Annotated in this window: 16 protein-coding genes; 6 read left to right on the top strand and 10 right to left on the bottom strand. The window is 47.5% G+C overall.

Features of this window, described 5'->3' with window-relative positions; genetic code table 11:
- Positions 1-45: 45 nt before the first annotated feature.
- Positions 46-1,014, top strand: a complete 969-nt coding sequence (locus tag HBA93_RS08285; RefSeq protein ID WP_122092990.1) for a DUF1402 family protein — start codon at positions 46-48, stop codon at positions 1,012-1,014.
- Between the two features lie 217 nt (positions 1,015-1,231).
- Here the strand turns inward: HBA93_RS08285 and HBA93_RS08280 are convergent, their stop codons facing one another.
- From HBA93_RS08280 to HBA93_RS08265, 4 genes are all read right to left on the bottom strand, one after another.
- Positions 1,232-1,609 (bottom strand): helix-turn-helix domain-containing protein, encoded by a 378-nt coding sequence (locus HBA93_RS08280; RefSeq protein WP_121992155.1) that lies wholly within the window; start codon positions 1,607-1,609, stop codon positions 1,232-1,234.
- Positions 1,606-2,295 (bottom strand): Smr/MutS family protein, encoded by a 690-nt coding sequence (locus HBA93_RS08275; RefSeq protein ID WP_221722959.1) that lies wholly within the window; start codon positions 2,293-2,295, stop codon positions 1,606-1,608. The genes HBA93_RS08280 and HBA93_RS08275 overlap by 4 nt, the downstream gene beginning before the upstream one ends.
- 58 nt (positions 2,296-2,353) lie before the next feature.
- Positions 2,354-3,469: a murein transglycosylase A gene (mltA, locus tag HBA93_RS08270; protein WP_221722958.1), complete on the bottom strand. Its 1,116-nt coding sequence runs from the start codon at positions 3,467-3,469 to the stop codon at positions 2,354-2,356.
- Between the two features lie 164 nt (positions 3,470-3,633).
- Positions 3,634-4,338 (bottom strand): Tim44/TimA family putative adaptor protein, encoded by a 705-nt coding sequence (locus HBA93_RS08265; RefSeq protein ID WP_122092992.1) that lies wholly within the window; start codon positions 4,336-4,338, stop codon positions 3,634-3,636.
- A gap of 477 nt (positions 4,339-4,815) precedes the next feature.
- Between HBA93_RS08265 and HBA93_RS08260 the strand changes: the two genes are divergently transcribed.
- Together HBA93_RS08260 and secB are read left to right on the top strand one after the other, a co-directional pair.
- On the top strand, positions 4,816-5,358 hold the full coding sequence (locus HBA93_RS08260) for an FxsA family protein (protein WP_221723050.1): 543 nt from the start codon (positions 4,816-4,818) through the stop codon (positions 5,356-5,358).
- Between the two features lie 324 nt (positions 5,359-5,682).
- On the top strand, positions 5,683-6,168 hold the full coding sequence (gene secB, locus HBA93_RS08255; protein ID WP_022709144.1) for a protein-export chaperone SecB: 486 nt from the start codon (positions 5,683-5,685) through the stop codon (positions 6,166-6,168).
- 69 nt (positions 6,169-6,237) lie between these two features.
- On the opposite strand, the gene dnaQ is transcribed toward secB, so the two are convergent.
- The 5 genes from dnaQ to HBA93_RS08230 form a co-directional block, all read right to left on the bottom strand.
- Complete coding sequence (gene dnaQ, locus HBA93_RS08250) at positions 6,238-6,939, bottom strand: DNA polymerase III subunit epsilon (RefSeq protein WP_221722957.1); 702 nt, start codon at positions 6,937-6,939, stop codon at positions 6,238-6,240.
- A gap of 19 nt (positions 6,940-6,958) precedes the next feature.
- Entirely contained in the window at positions 6,959-7,549 is a 591-nt protein-coding gene (gene coaE / locus HBA93_RS08245) for a dephospho-CoA kinase (protein WP_221722956.1), read from the bottom strand.
- A gap of 11 nt (positions 7,550-7,560) precedes the next feature.
- A complete protein-coding gene (locus tag HBA93_RS08240; RefSeq protein WP_221722955.1) occupies positions 7,561-8,412 on the bottom strand; it encodes a shikimate dehydrogenase in 852 nt (283 codons plus the stop codon).
- Positions 8,405-9,004 (bottom strand): Maf-like protein, encoded by a 600-nt coding sequence (locus HBA93_RS08235; protein ID WP_116088633.1) that lies wholly within the window; start codon positions 9,002-9,004, stop codon positions 8,405-8,407. Before HBA93_RS08235 ends, HBA93_RS08240 begins: the two co-directional genes overlap by 8 nt.
- Positions 9,005-9,115: 111 nt before the next feature.
- A complete protein-coding gene (locus tag HBA93_RS08230) occupies positions 9,116-10,039 on the bottom strand; it encodes a pyruvate, water dikinase regulatory protein (RefSeq protein WP_502910061.1) in 924 nt (307 codons plus the stop codon).
- A gap of 329 nt (positions 10,040-10,368) precedes the next feature.
- Between HBA93_RS08230 and hemE the strand changes: the two genes are divergently transcribed.
- From hemE to rho, 3 genes are all read left to right on the top strand, one after another.
- Positions 10,369-11,394, top strand: coding sequence for a uroporphyrinogen decarboxylase (gene hemE / locus HBA93_RS08225; protein ID WP_121992161.1), 1,026 nt, complete (start codon positions 10,369-10,371; stop codon positions 11,392-11,394).
- Positions 11,394-11,924, top strand: a complete 531-nt coding sequence (hemJ, locus tag HBA93_RS08220) for a protoporphyrinogen oxidase HemJ (RefSeq protein WP_121992162.1) — start codon at positions 11,394-11,396, stop codon at positions 11,922-11,924. The genes hemE and hemJ overlap by 1 nt, the downstream gene beginning before the upstream one ends.
- Positions 11,925-12,168: 244 nt before the next feature.
- Positions 12,169-13,434 (top strand): transcription termination factor Rho, encoded by a 1,266-nt coding sequence (gene rho / locus HBA93_RS08215; protein ID WP_113943786.1) that lies wholly within the window; start codon positions 12,169-12,171, stop codon positions 13,432-13,434.
- 63 nt (positions 13,435-13,497) lie between these two features.
- Here the strand turns inward: rho and HBA93_RS08210 are convergent, their stop codons facing one another.
- Positions 13,498-15,522, bottom strand: a complete 2,025-nt coding sequence (locus HBA93_RS08210) for a thioredoxin domain-containing protein (protein WP_221722954.1) — start codon at positions 15,520-15,522, stop codon at positions 13,498-13,500.
- Positions 15,523-15,532: the final 10 nt, after the last annotated feature.

The raw sequence follows: 15,532 nt of genomic DNA, 5'->3' as shown, positions 1-15,532 counted from the left end.
TCCCATTCAGCAGGACAAGCAAATGCGAACGGAGCAAAAATACCTATGAACCTCGGCAACAATTTTAAACGGATAGCAATTGCTGCCGGAACAGGTTTTTTTGCACTTACACTCTTCTCTGCAGCACAGGCAGCAACAGTTGTGCCGGCAGGCAATCGTAATGCGGAACAGCCGCAAATTCCGGGTGCTTCTGCTAAGCGTACAAAAAAACTGAATACGACCTATGAAGCGAAATATCAGAAGATTTATACGCTTCTGAAAACCGACCGTAATCTGCGTTCAAAAATCAAATCAACAGCCGCCGCCTATAATATCGATCCGGTCCATATTGCCGGTGCGATCATTGGCGAGCATACCTATAATGTTGATGCCTATGATCAGTTGCAGACCTATTATGTCAAAGCCATTTCCTATGTGAAACAGGGGGTCAGCTTTGAGTATAAAGGCGAAGCTGTCGGCGATTTTATCAAGCGCCCGGAATTTGCAAAATGCTCCGGCCTGTCCGACAGCTATTCCCTGTGGACCTGCCGTGAAAATATCTGGGATACACAATTCCGCGGTAAGACCGTCGACGGCAAATCCTATCCGAATAACCGTTTTGCTGCCGTGTTCTTTCAGCCTTTCTATGCCGGACAGACCTTTGGTCTTGGTCAGATCAGCCCGCTGACCGCGCTGCAAATGTCAGATATGGTCAATCGCGTTTCCGGCTTGCCAAAGCTTAATGCAGAGAATGGCACACAGGTCTATAAAACCATTATGGATCCTGATCTGAGCCTTGCCTACATGGCGGCAACGATCAAACACTCCATCACCGCCTATAATAAATATGCCGATTTCGATATTTCGAAAAATCCGGGCATTACCGCAACTCTGTATAATACCGGCGGAGCAGACAGCCGCGCCCGTGCTCTGGCTGCCATCAATGCAGGCAAACAAAACAAGCAATTGCCGCAGGAAAACTACTATGGCTGGCTGGTTAATTCCAAAATGGATGATCTGCGATCATTATTTTAAATTGAGGTTTCAGAGCGTGCGCGTTTAATTGTATCCACTGCGCACGCTCTGTTTCCTTGTTTTTACGCATGTCGTTATCGGAAAACCGGTGCCCACTTTTCCGCGACATGCTCTAGAGCTGTTTACGTTCAGATTGGATCACAGCGCTCGCTCTAGATTTTTTATTTGGTCGCATTATCACGGACGTCAAGTTGATCCAACTTGACTGTGAAATGCTCTAACGCAGGCTGCGGTGTTTTTTATGAGCCAGCCGCAGCGTCGTGCTGAGACTTTCAATCATATTCCTGTCCAGAATGCGGATATGATTAGCCAAGAGATTTGCTAATTCTGTAGCTTCCGGCGACAGACCTGAAGTGTCGATTGTTACACGCGGATGAGAGATCATTGCCAGATTTTGCAATTCCTCTGCCTCATCCCAGATAATATTCAGATAACCGATCATTCTTTGCAGCAAATCCCATGTCGGCTGGCCACGGCGTCCGTGCTCAAGCGCTGAAAGATAGGCAGCTGACACACGAATAGCTGCAGCCATTTCCTTCTGGCTGACACCGCGCTCCTCACGCAATTGCCGTAAACGCTGCCCAAATGGTGTCATGATAGTGTCCGCTTTCCTGACGGGAAGGACTGGCGCTCTGCGAGTTTCTCAGCCGGAGTTTTGCGCAGCCTGACATAGAGAGCACCTTGTCCGCCGTGATGGCGTACAGCATCCTCATAGGCGCTCACATAGAGACGAAAGAGGGGGGTGGAGAACCAATGCGGCACGGCCTGTTTTAACACGCCGTCACTGCCCATGGATGTGCCTTTACCGGTAATCACCAAGACAAAGCGCAGGCCTCTGTGCCAGGCATCTGAGAGGAACCCATATAGCAGATCATGCGCTTCGTGCTGGCGCATGCCATGCAGATCAATCCGTGCCTGAATTTCAACCCGACCTTTGGCAATCTTGCGAATGGTCGGTCGGTCGATATCGTGAAGCGGATTGGTAATCGTCTCCTGCTTTTTACGGGTTTGCAGGGATGTTTCACCGGCTGCCTTGGCAACAGAAGCTTTAACCGGTTCAGCCTCCACACGCTGCGGAATATTAATGCCATTCTCAATATCCCACAGATGCATATCCTCGATCACAAAGGCCTGTCGTGGTTTAACCGGACGCAAAGGACGGGTAGTGCGTGCAACTGTTTCCCAGAGAATACGGTCCTCGTTTTTGAGAAAGCCAGAATTTTGTTTTGATAAAGCTTCAGCCTGATCGGGTTCTGCTTTCGGGTTTTTTGGTATTTTCATGGTATTTTTATCCGAAATACGCGTGGCAGAGCGCTTATTCTTTGTGTGTTTCATACTGCTAATCTGCCATAGTTTTTCGGGGAACCAGCATTATAAAATCAGCATCATGGCGTATTCCGCCGGCAAGCTCGCCAGCCGCATCGCCGGAACCGAAAAACAGATCGCCGCGGGCAGGGCCAAGAATGGCTGATCCGGTATCCTGAGCAATCATCAAATGACGAAAAACCTCGCCATTTTCTAAATTCTTATGTGTGTTTATGAAAAACGGCGTACCAAAGCAATGATATTTACGATCCACTGCCAGCGATCTTTGTGCCGTGAGGGGTACTTTGGCAGCCGCCACCGGCCCGGATAAAGGATCATCCACCGGTGCTTCGCGGAAGAAAATATAAGACCGGTTATGCCACAGAATTTCATCAACTCGGGCAGGGTGCTTTGCCAGCCATTGCCGGATCGACTGCATAGTGACCTTTGCAGGTTCCAGTTCACCTTTATCAATCAGAACCCGTCCTGCACCGGTAAAAGCGTGGCCTGACTTAGCCGCATAGGTCAGACGCATCTGACTGCCATCGTCAAAATTCAGGCGCACAGCGCCTTGTACATGGGCGAAATAGGCATCCACTCTATCGACTACATAGGCAATTTCCAGCCCCTGATCTGCCAGCGCACCCTGATCAATCGCCTGCCGGTCAAAATATTCGCTAATCTGCTCACGATCAAACCGGCCAAACGCCATGTCCTCAGGCAAATTTTTCGGACGGTTATCCGCATCCAGCTTGATGAGATCTGGCGGTTTTCTATAAAACGGCACCGAATATTGTGCAGTTTTTACACGGGAAGCAGTAATTTCCGGCTCGTAAAAACCGGTTACAAAGCCGTCTTTCCGGTCATGGGGAATGATTTTAACGGGATAAAAGCAGCTCTCAAAGAATGCACGCGCTGCCTGCCGGTCAATTTGTTGTCTCGCCGCCAATGAACGGGCTTGCGTGAAAACAGGTAGAAGGTCTTCAAATTGCGGGCCGAGACTGCCGCTCTTATAAAGATGTGTTTCGGCATAGATGGCGGATTTCAAAAAAGCATAAAAGGCTGCAGCGTGATCATCTTCTGCCCAGCCCGCACAATCTGTGAAATTGAAAAGCTCAGTGGAGCAGTGCGCAGCAGACAGATCTGACATAACACTGCTCCTCAAAATATTTGAAGGTCTGACAATTACCGATGCTGTTTCAGCAGCAAAGATAGAGCATTTCCAGTTTTTGTATAATCAGAGGAAATGCTCTATCTCTTTGTTTTTACGCATTTCCTGACGCAACACCGGCTCCCGATTTTGCTGGAAATGCTTTAATCTTCAGCTTCCGTTGCAACCAGTTTCCAGTTCGGATCACGGTTTGCAGTATTGCGGGCAAAAGTCCAGACATCGCGGATTTCCGCAACTGTTTCCAGATCGCCGTCGATAATATTGCCCTGTTTGTCCTGTGTCGCAGAGATCATCTCGCTGACAATACGTACAGTAACCTGTGCATCTTTGCCCTTCATATCAGCCGCAACAATTTTCGCCTGATTGATGCCGACAAAGGTGGAATTCACTTTTTCACCACGGGTTTCGCGCTCTTTAATCGCAGCATCAAAACCTTCATAAACATCTTTAGAAAGCAAGTTTTTCAAAGTTTTGCGATCGCCGTCGGCAAAGGACAATACAATCATCTCATAGGCCATTTTGGCACCGTTGAGGAATTCTTTCGGATCAAAACCGGCATCCTGCGCGCGAATATTGCGCAGGCCGTTGTTCAGCTCTGAGCCTTCCGGCGCCATTGCATCGATTGTTGTAAAATCTTTTGCCTGATTTTCAATTGTCTGGCGTTGCGGCAGCGAAACAACATTATCTTTCTGCTGCGAAAGAGTGGCAGTATCATCCTGACGCGTTGTATAAGGGTCAAAAGGCGGCCGTTCATTACCTGTGCGCTTGCCCAATACACTGCGCAATTGCAGGAAAATAATCACTGCAACAATGAAGAAAAAGAATGTGCCAAAACTGAAAAAATTCATACCGCTCGCCAATTATCTCCGCAGTGATCTGCCGGAACTCACAATGAACATCTATAGCATTTCCAGTTTAAATTGAATCCTTGTAAATGCTCTAGTATTTTGCTTTTACGCGTATCTTGTTCCGAAAACCGGTTCTCACTTTTCGGGATACGCTCCAGCTATTCAGTCTCAGGTTTTGCCTGTACTGATAAATTATACAATATCTTTTTTACAGATCATATTCAGAATATGCTTTATCAAGCCTGATATTTATATCGCAAAAGCCTTCAGAGACGCCGTCATCAGCCATAAATCTGCTAAAAGATACCATAAAAACGCTATGTTTTAAAAAAATATATAGTTCACCACATTCCGGCATTCAAATGCCAAACCGGCATTCTTATCTGTATATCCTGTTTAAACTCATAATCCGGCATATTTACGGTAAAATCCGCCCGTGCCGCTCCAGTATCAAGAGGTCAATCACCCGTGACAAAAATGCTTGGTCCGATCAGCCTGCTGCTGTTTTTAGCCCTGCCATTTATAGAGATTGCCGGTTTTGTCATTGTCGGTTCAGAAATCGGTGTGCTGGCAACGCTTGGTTTGATTATCCTCAGTGCGGTTCTGGGTTTTGCATTATTACGCCGTCAGGGACTGAGCCTGCTTAACCAGATGAAAGCAGAAACTGCCGCAGGGCGCGCGCCGCAACGTGAAATCATTCACGGAACTTTGCTGATTTTTGCCGGTATTTTGCTGATTATTCCGGGATTTTTGACCGATATTATCGGACTTTTGCTGTTTATTCCGTTTATACGCGATCTGATCTGGAACCGTTTTTTGCGCAACCGTGTGGTGATGGCGACAAATTTTCAAACAGGCAGTGCCGGCTACCAGCCTTACGGACAAAGACATACGCCACAGGATGACGATATTATTGATCTCGACCCTGAGGATTATTCCAGTTCATCGGATGAGGATAAAAAGAGTAAGAACTCTCCATGGAACACAGATCCGAAAGAGATTGAAGACAACAGAAAATGAATATGCAGCTTGAAAAGCGCAGAGCAGCATAATTTATTGCCGGTACTGCGTTTTTACGCCTGTCTTTTTAGTATTATCAAATAATGCGCCGCGTTATTGCCTGTAAAAGGTACATATGCTAGCCAAAAGACACATGTTTCGGATTGCTTTTGCAACAGCCATTGTTTTCTGAAATCAGGGGTTCAATTTTATGGTTCAATTGCTTCTTACGAAGTTTGTTTTACAATAAAATTGTATAAGCTTTCAAAGTGTTACAGCACAAATCATGTGTTGTCATACTGTTCGACGGTCTGTCGATCATCGTTAACAAAAAGGTATATGATAATGGCAGAGACGCCAAACGAAGCACAGAACGGTAACGGTAGTGCACAGCCATCCCTCAACATTCTGGCTCAGTATATCAAGGATTTTTCCTTTGAAAGCCCGAATGCACCGCTTTCCCTGCGTCCGCGTGAAAATGCGCCAAACATCAGCATCAATGTTAATGTGAACGCAAATCCGATCGCCGAGGGTGATTTTGACGTTGTTCTGACCCTGACCGCACAGGCCGGTGAAGGCAAAGAAGTTCTGTTCAGCACAGAGCTGGTTTATGGCGGTGTTTTCCGTATTCAGAACATTCCGCAGGAGCATATGCTGCCGATCCTGTTCATCGAATGCCCGCGTCTGCTGTTCCCGTTTGCCCGTCAGATCATTGCTGATGCAACACGCAATGGCGGCTTCCCGCCACTAATGATCGACCCGATCGATTTCGCCACCATGTTCCAGCAGCGTATGGCTGAAGAACAGGCAAAAGCTCAGGTTAAAAACTAAGCTATCTGAAGAGTTTTTAAAAAGCCGCTGCGTCTCAGACACAGCGGCTTTTTTATTTTCGAACAGTAATCAATTCAGATATTTTTTCCAGATTGCTTTATCGCCCATTTTATCAATGAGCTTCTGATGCGCAGCAAGATCATCCGCAGTCAGGCGTGAGGGCAGGGGCTGAGGACGCGCTTTCAGAACAATCTCGGCAACAGGTTCATTTCCGTTCTTGTCTTCATTGGCAGATTGTACGCTCAAACCCAAAGATGTCTGACGGCCGCCGAGCAGCTCAATATAAACTTCTGCCAGCAATTCCGTATCAAGCAACGCGCCATGCAATTTACGATGCGCATTATCGACGCCATAGCGCTTACACAGTGCATCCAGCGTGTTTGGCCCCATAGGATGCTTGCGTCGCGCCAAAGCCAGTGTATCAATCACTACATCGGTAGAAATCGGTGTCCGGTTAATGCGCTCCAGCTCGGCATTCAGAAAGCCGATATCGAACATTGCATTATGCGCGACCAGCTTAGCGCCTTCGATAAAGGTCAGAAATTCATCCGCAATTTCAGGAAAAGTCGGCTTATCCAGCAGGCTTTCATCGGTAATACCGTGTACAGCCAATGCATCCGGATGGACCTTTTTGCCCTGCGGATTGATATAGATATGGAATGTTTTTCCGGTGATGAATTTATTCACCATCTCGATACAGCCGATTTCAATCACCCGGTCTTCATTTTTCTCAAGGCCGGTGGTTTCCGTATCGAAAACAATCTCGCGCATAGTTCGTCCTGTAAATTGCTTATGCAGCTGGGTTTAGCAGCTTTTCTAAAATCTCTGAAACCTGCTGACGGGCAAATTCTTTATCCTGCCCCGTATCAACAATAAAATCGGCTTTTGCGCGTTTTTCAGCATCCGGCATCTGACGTGCCAAAATAGACTGAAATTTCTCTTCTGTCATATTCTCACGGGAAAGCACCCTTTCCCGTTGCATTTCATAAGGCGCACTAACCACAAGGATTTGATCCACACGGTTCGTTCCGCCGGTTTCAAACAGCAGCGGAATATCCAGAACCACCAGTTTGGCACCTTTGGCCTCAGCATCGCGCAAAAACTGCTGTTCTTTTGCATGGACAAGCGGATGAACAATGTTCTCAAGCTTTTTTAGCTGCTCCGGCTTGCCCAGAACACTGGCCGACAGAATTTTACGATCAACTTGTCCGTCAATAACAGCTTCCGGAAAAGCTTCCGCAATCAGCGGCACGGCTTCAGACTGATAAAGCTGATGTACGACCGCATCGGCATCATAAACCGGCACACCTTTATCCGCAAAAATCTGTGCGGTTGTGGATTTTCCCATGCCGATTGAACCGGTCAGTCCCAGCTTGATCATAAGTCTGCCTATCAAGGTTTTTGAACATCATCCAATATGATCTGGCGTAACTCATCTGTCACCTCAGGACGCACACCAAACCAATGTTCAAAGCCCGGCACGGCCTGATGCAGCAACATGCCAAGGCCGTCCACACAGCGTAAACCAGCCTGACGCGCCTGATATAAAAACGGTGTTTCCAAAGGTATATAGACAATATCCGTTGCAACCGCACCGGCTTTGGCTGCAGAGAAATCAAGCGGAAAAGCTTCTACCTCACCGTGACCGCTCATACCCAGTGACGTTGTATTCACAATCACATCGGCAGAGCTGACAAAGCCCTGTGCCTTATCCCAGCCGGCAGCTTCAATTTTTGAGCCAAAATGACCGGCCAGAACCTGCGCCCGCTCAACAGTGCGGTTCACCACAATAATCTTCTCAAAACCACGGTTCAGCAAAGCATAGAGAACAGCGCGACTGGCACCACCGGCACCCAGCATTAAAGCAGTTTGGCCGCTTTTGTCCCAATCCGGCAATTGCGCATCAAGATTAGCAGCAAAACCATAGGCGTCCGTATTGCCGCCGTTGAGCGTATTTTCCGCATCTATCCACAGGGTATTCACAGCCCCGATGGCCTCCGCTGCCGCATCACGTTTTTCACATAATGCAAAGGCCGTTTCCTTATGCGGAATGGTCACATTCCCGCCGCGTAAGCCTTGTTCTGCAAGGGTTTTAACAAAATGCGGAAAGTTCTCGGGGCTGTTTTCAATTGCCTTGTAAGAACCGCTCAAACCATAGCGTTGCAGCCAGTAATTGTGGATTAAAGGTGAGCGCGAATGTTTAATCGGAAAACCGGTTACAAAAGCCTGTTTCTTCTCAGCCATCAATAATTCCTCTGGCACGCAATTCTTTCAGCAAAGGCAGCAATGGTAAACCGACAATGGTGAAATAATCACCGTCAATTTTGTCGAAAAGCTGGATACCTTCACCCTCAACCTGATAAGCACCCACACTGGAAAGCGCAATATCGCCGACACGCGCCAGATGACGACCGATAAAGCCCGGTTCCAGATGACGCATAGTCATATAAGCCACCGAAACATGACGCCATACGGTCTGGCCGTTCTGAACCAGCACCACCGCGCTGTTCAACTGATGAGTTTTACCCGACAAAGCCAGAAGATGGCGGCGTGCGCCGTCCATATCCGCAGGTTTGTGAAAAATTTCATTGCCAAGCGACAATGTCTGATCACAACCGATAATCAGTGCATGCGGAAAACGTTCGCTCACTTCTTCCGCTTTGGTTTCTGCAAGGATCAGCGCCACGTCTTCCGGCGTTGCACCGGTTTCATATAGCGGTGCCTCCACCGCGCGCTCATCAATATTAGCTTTCTGCGATGTAAACTGAATACCCGCATTTTTTAAAAGTGCTGCACGAAAAGGGCTTTGAGAAGCAAGGATCAAAGGCAGTGCCATATTGAAAACTCCGTTCAAATATCAAAAAGATCACTGCCATATACGCAGCTCAAAATACTTCTCTGAAGAATATCAGATATTTCACCGCACAGCACAGTGAAAAAATACCGATCAATCATCTGTCCTGACACGGGGGCGCAAAGCCAGAATAGCTGCAGCGGTCTCTTCGATTGAGCGACGCGTAACATCAATCACCGGCCAGTTATTGCGCTCGCAAATATTGCGCGCATAAGCCAGTTCCTGTGCAATATTAATACGATCCGTATAGCTTTCCGTATCCAGCCCCGGAGATGTACCCAGCATCCGGTTCTGACGGATATGGGAAATACGCTCGGCGCTAGCAATCAGTCCGACAACAAGCGGCTTTTTCACATGAAGCAGCGCTTCCGGCAGCGGTATGCCTAAAACCAACGGAATATTAGCCGTTTTGATCCCGCGATTGGCCAGATAAATGCTGGTTGGCGTTTTGGATGTACGTGAAATACCGATCAGAATAATGTCGGCTTCTTCCAGATCAGGCGGCAACTGCCCGTCATCATGTTCCATTGTGAAATTCAGAGCATCAATTCGGCGGAAATAATCAGCATCCAGCACATGTTGCGCACTGGCGCGGCGATGGGCAGGAGCACCAAGATAAGACTGAAAAGTCGCCAGCACCGGTTCCAGCACCGAAACACTCGGAATGCCCATCTGTGAACAGGCTTCATCAATTTTCAAAGCCAGTTTCTGATCCACCACTGTGTAGAGAACAATGCCTGGTTCGGCATCAATGTTTTCCAGAATTTTAGCCAGCTGTTTCTCGGTTCGGATCAGCGGATACATATGCTCAATCGCCCGCGCATGGCTGTATTGAGCGGCCGCCGCACGGCCTGCAGCAAGGAGAGTCTCTCCTGTTGCATCTGAAATCAGATGAAGATGAAAGTAAGAAAGAGTCTTTGTCACAGATTTCTCACATCCCTGTTGATGGCTGTGTGTAAAAAGTACCGGCTCTGAGACGTCTTTCTCTGCCTGTTGATTTAAACAGGATTCATCCACAGCGCGCCTGACTGTATATTCGTGACAATAAACACTGTGGGTAACAGGAGCAATTCAAAGATGGAAAGAATTCATTCAATGGTTGTCCACAGGATAGCATAAATGATATTTTCAATAAGTATCAGTTTTTATTGATGAATTTTTGGTCGCATTGCTTTTTCCAGATTGATGGGCAATTTATCCACATCAGCCGGTTTTCATGATCAGCCTGTGGGAAAACTCAGGGAAACATTTAATCCCCGTTATCAACAGACTCTAAGAATCATAAGAATCCAAAAATCATCACTTTCTTTATGGGATAACCGGGGAAAACCGGTGTGGGTAATCGCATGACACGTAAAGTTCTGAACGTTCTCAAAGGTGAAACCGTCTTTCCACCACCAATCTGGATGATGAGACAAGCAGGACGTTATCTCCCGGAATATCGTCAGACACGACAGCAGGCAGGAAGCTTTCTTGATCTGTGCTATAATCCTGAACTGGCAACTGAAGTGACACTTCAGCCTATCCGCCGTTATGGCTTTGATGCAGCCATTCTCTTTTCAGATATTCTTGTCATCCCTCATGTTCTTGGACGTGACCTTCGCTTTGAAGAAGGAAGGGGACCTTTAATGACACCTGTGACAGTTGATGAAATCAAAGATCTCGACATTACAGGTAAAGCAGCCAAATTAAGCGCTGTTTATGAAACCGTCAGCCGTTTGCGCGAGCAATTGCCGAATGAAACCACGCTGCTCGGATTTTGCGGTGCCCCGTGGACTGTTGCCACCTATATGATCGCCGGTCACGGCACGCCGGATCAGGCACCGGCACGTCTGTTTGCCTATCAGCACCGCGATGTTTTCATTAAACTGCTGACTGATCTTGCAGATATTTCTGCGGAATATCTGATTGAGCAGCTTAATTACGGTGCCGATGCGGTTCAGATCTTCGATTCATGGTCCGGCGTGCTGGATGAAGATTGCTTTGAAGATTTCTGTATCAAGCCGGTTGCCCGCATTGTTAAAAAAGTTCGCGAAACCCATCCTGAAGCTGTGATTATCGGTTTTCCGAAAGGAGCAGGGATGCTCTATCGGGATTACCGCGCCAAAACCGGCGTAAATGCTCTTGGGCTGGACTGGTCTGTTCCTTTGAACTTCGCTCAAGAATTACAGCAACAAGGCACTGTACAGGGCAATCTGGACCCGCTGCGTGTGGTTGCCGGTGGTAAGGCTCTCGATGAAGGCGTGGATGTTATTCTCGAAAAACTGGGGCAGGGACCGCTGATCTTTAATCTTGGTCACGGAATTACACCTCAGGCGCCGCTCGAAAATGTCGCTCAAATGGTCAATCGTATCCGTCAGGCAGGTGCATAATGGATAAATCCGGCACAAATACAGGCAATCCTGCTGTGAGAGCAGTGATTGCTGTCGCTATCACTGCAATTGCAGCCTATGCGCTGTTTTTTGCGGCAACTGATGCAGTCTATCTCTGGATCAAAGCTTTTCATATTATTGCTGTGATCGCCTGGATGGCGGGCATGTTATATCTGCCTCGCCTTTTTGTGTATCACAGTCAGGAAAAGACCGGATCGCAGGCATCCGAAACTTTCAAAATCATGGAACGCCGGTTGCTGCGCTATATCATCAATCCGGCGATGATTGTGACCTGGGTTTTAGGCCTGTGGCTGGCATGGAAAATCTTTGAATTCCGTGGCGGCTGGTTGCACGGCAAGATTTTGCTGGTTGTTTTGCTGTCCGGTTTGCATGGTTATCTTTCCAAGAGCGTGCGGATGTTCGCTCAGGACAAAAACACCAAATCAACCAAACATTGGCGCATTGTGAATGAAATTCCGACAGTTCTGATGATTTTGATCGTCATTCTGGTTGTCGTAAAGCCGTTCTGATCACCATATAAGATAAGAAATTACGCTTTAAGCTCCGTTTACAGCGTAATTTCACTCTGTCTGACTATTTTTATAGCGCTGCAAAGCAGCTTGGCTCTTGCTCAAATCATCGGAACCGGTTAAGGAAAGACACCTTCCTTCAAGAATAGCAGGTTTCCGATGCCGGTCATGCCCCTCATGACCATTATGAGCGCACAACTGCATTTTTCTTTTTTCAATCTTTTATAATATGAGTTCCGCACCCATGCAGGAAATGAAACTACAAGATCTTAAGAACAAGACACCTGTTGATCTGCTCGCTCTCGCTGAAGAGCTGCAGGTTGAAAACGCCAGTGTTATGCGTAAACAGGAACTGATGTTCGCTATTCTGAAGAGCCTTGCCTCTCAGGAAGTCGAAATCATCGGTGAAGGTGTCGTCGAATTATTGCCGGACGGCTTTGGCTTCTTGCGTTCCGCAAATGCCAACTATCTGCCTGGTCCGGATGATATTTACATTTCTCCTTCGCAAATCCGTCGTTTTTCGCTGAAAACCGGTGATACGGTTGAAGGACCAATACGCAGCCCGAAAGAAGGCGAACGTTATTTCGCGCTTCTCAAAGTCAATACAATCAATTTTGAGGATCCGGAAAAGATCCGTCATAAAATCCATTTTGATAATCTGACACCGCTCTATCCGAATGAGCGTTTCAAAATGGAACTGGATATTCCGACCAATAAAGACAATTCAGCCCGTGTGATCGATCTGGTTGCACCGCTTGGTAAAGGCCAGCGTGGTCTGATTGTGGCGCCGCCACGTACCGGTAAAACGGTTTTGCTGCAGAATATTGCGCATTCGATTACCGCCAATCATCCGGAATGCTACCTGATCGTCTTGCTGATTGATGAGCGTCCTGAAGAAGTGACCGATATGCAGCGCTCGGTAAAGGGCGAAGTTGTATCCTCGACCTTCGATGAGCCGGCATCCCGCCACGTTCAGGTTGCTGAAATGGTGATTGAAAAGGCAAAACGCCTTGTTGAGCACGGCCGCGATGTGGTCATTCTGCTCGACTCGATCACCCGTCTCGGCCGCGCTTACAACACTGTTATTCCTTCATCCGGTAAGGTTCTGACCGGTGGTGTGGATGCGAATGCGTTACAGCGTCCGAAGCGCTTCTTCGGTGCGGCCCGTAATATCGAAGAAGGCGGCTCGCTGACCATCATCGCAACTGCGCTGATCGATACCGGCTCGCGTATGGACGAAGTTATCTTTGAAGAATTCAAGGGTACCGGTAACTCGGAAATCGTGCTTGACCGTAAGGTTGCTGATAAGCGCATCTTCCCTGCTATGGATATTCTCAAATCCGGTACACGTAAGGAAGATCTGCTGGTACCACGTCAGGATCTGCAGAAAATCTTTGTTCTGCGTCGTATTCTAGCGCCAATGGGCACAACCGATGCAATTGAATTCCTGATCGACAAGCTGAAACAGACGAAGAATAATGCTGAATTCTTCGATTCAATGAATACGTAATTTGTTTTATTATGGTGATATTAAAAACGCCGCCTCAAAAGGGCGGCGTTTTTGTTTTTATAATTACAGTAATTTCTCCAGATCGGCCGCATTATAAACCGGCGGTAAACAGACTTGATTGCGACAGAGAATGGCACAGGAGCGTTTGCCAGTCAGAGACAGGAAAGAAGCCCATTGCGGCTGCTGTGAGGCTTGTTGATGGTTTAAAATGATATCTGTACGGCAAGGATCGGCATGTCGGGATGCGCAGCGGTATAATTCATCCTCTGTGTTCTCAACGATCAACGCCAGTTTAACCGGATCAAGCAGCTGGACTGCAGCATTGAGAATTCCTGCCTGTCCATAAGCCATATGTTGACCGCGCCCCAAGGCACGCTCTGCAAGCCTGTTGGCCTTTGCTAAAAGCTCATCATCCTCACCTATAAGCGCCAGCCTCATGCACGCTTCAATAATCTGGCTGGTGGAGCTTGGAATGGCTTCATCCTGATCGCCATAAAGATAAAAAATCACATCATCATTATCCAAAGCCGTCAGCCGGTAATCACCATTCTGATCAAGATAATGTTGATTGAGTGAGATCAACAATGATTTGGTATCATCAATATAGTTTTGCTGCGGATCAGCTTGGTAAAGTGACAAGGCAGCATTGATAAGCGCGGCGTAATCAGAGGACAGGGCAGGGAGCTTAGATGCAGTATTTGACCATACATGACTGACGGCTGTGCCTTGTTTCGGCATTAAGATTTGATAAGTGCTTTTTGCCAGTTCGAGCCAGTCAGTGCGATTAAAAACACGGGCAGCTTCAGCCAAAGCGCGAATGAAATAGGCATTCCAGTCGGTCAGGCATTTTTCATCGCGGCCGGGTCTGGTTCGCTGATTTCTTATGCCAAGCAGTTTTGTCCGTAGTGGCTTTAAGATTTCATCTTCTTCCTGGTTGAAATTCAGCATATCCAGCCGATGAAGAATATTGCTGCCTTCCCAGTTTCCTGCAGCACTGACATTGTATTTTTCAATGAACTCAGAAGCATCTTTGCCGAGAATGCTCTCTATTTCTGACTGATCCCAGATATAGAATTTACCTTCAACATCTTCGCTATCAGCATCAAGGCCCGAGGCAAAACCGCCATCCGGTAAAGCCATTTCAGATGTAACCCAGTGAATAATTTCTTCGATTCGATTCCGAAACAATAGATTTTGTGTAGTGCTCCATGCCCATAAGCATTGCCGGATTGTCTGCCCATTATCATAAAGCATTTTTTCAAAATGCGGCACGAGCCAGAAGGCATCAGTGCTATAGCGGGCTAAGCCACCGGCGAGGTGGTCATAAATGCCGCCATTGAGCATTTTCTCGGTGCTGAGAATGAAAAGATCATGGTGCTGTTGCTGCTGGCTGATTTTCCAGGATGTCCAAAGCATTGACATGAACGGGAAGTTTGGAAATTTAGGTTGTCCGCTGATGCCGCCATAAGTCGTATCAATACGTCTGGCTATTGTATCAGCATAGCGTTGGAAAGCGCTTTCATCATTCTCAGCGGGTTTAGCATCCGGTGTTAAAACAGTCTGGAGATGCGTTTTAAGAGCCGTTACATTGCCGTTAATCCGTTCGCGGTCATTTTTCCATAAAGTTCCGAGGCTTTGAAGAATATCCATAAAGCCGGGCAGTCGACCATTGGCATGTTTTGGAAAATATGTGCCACCCCAAAAAGCATCACCCTGAGGCGTTAGAAAAATTGTCAGTGGCCAGCCACCTTGTTCTCCCATGGCTGTGAGGGCTGACATATAAATCTGGTCAATATCCGGTCGTTCTTCACGATCCACCTTAATATTGATGAAATGCTCGTTCATCAGCTGAGCAACTTGCTCATCCTCAAAACATTCATGGGCCATAACATGGCACCAGTGGCAGGCAGAATATCCGATGGAAAGCAAAATCGGCTTGTCATGAAGACGTGCCAGTTCGAGCGCTTCATTGTCCCAGAGCTGCCAGTTGACCGGATTATCGCTATGCTGTTTCAAATATGTACTGTTCGCTGTATGAAGGCGATTAGAACTGGCATTGTTTTGTGTTGGGCTTTGCGTCGGGCTCATGGCTTTGCCT

It is taken from the genome of Ochrobactrum sp. SFR4 (assembly GCF_019730395.1).
GTDB lineage: Bacteria > Pseudomonadota > Alphaproteobacteria > Rhizobiales > Rhizobiaceae > Pseudochrobactrum.
This window is presented reverse-complemented; position numbering and strand designations above follow the sequence as displayed.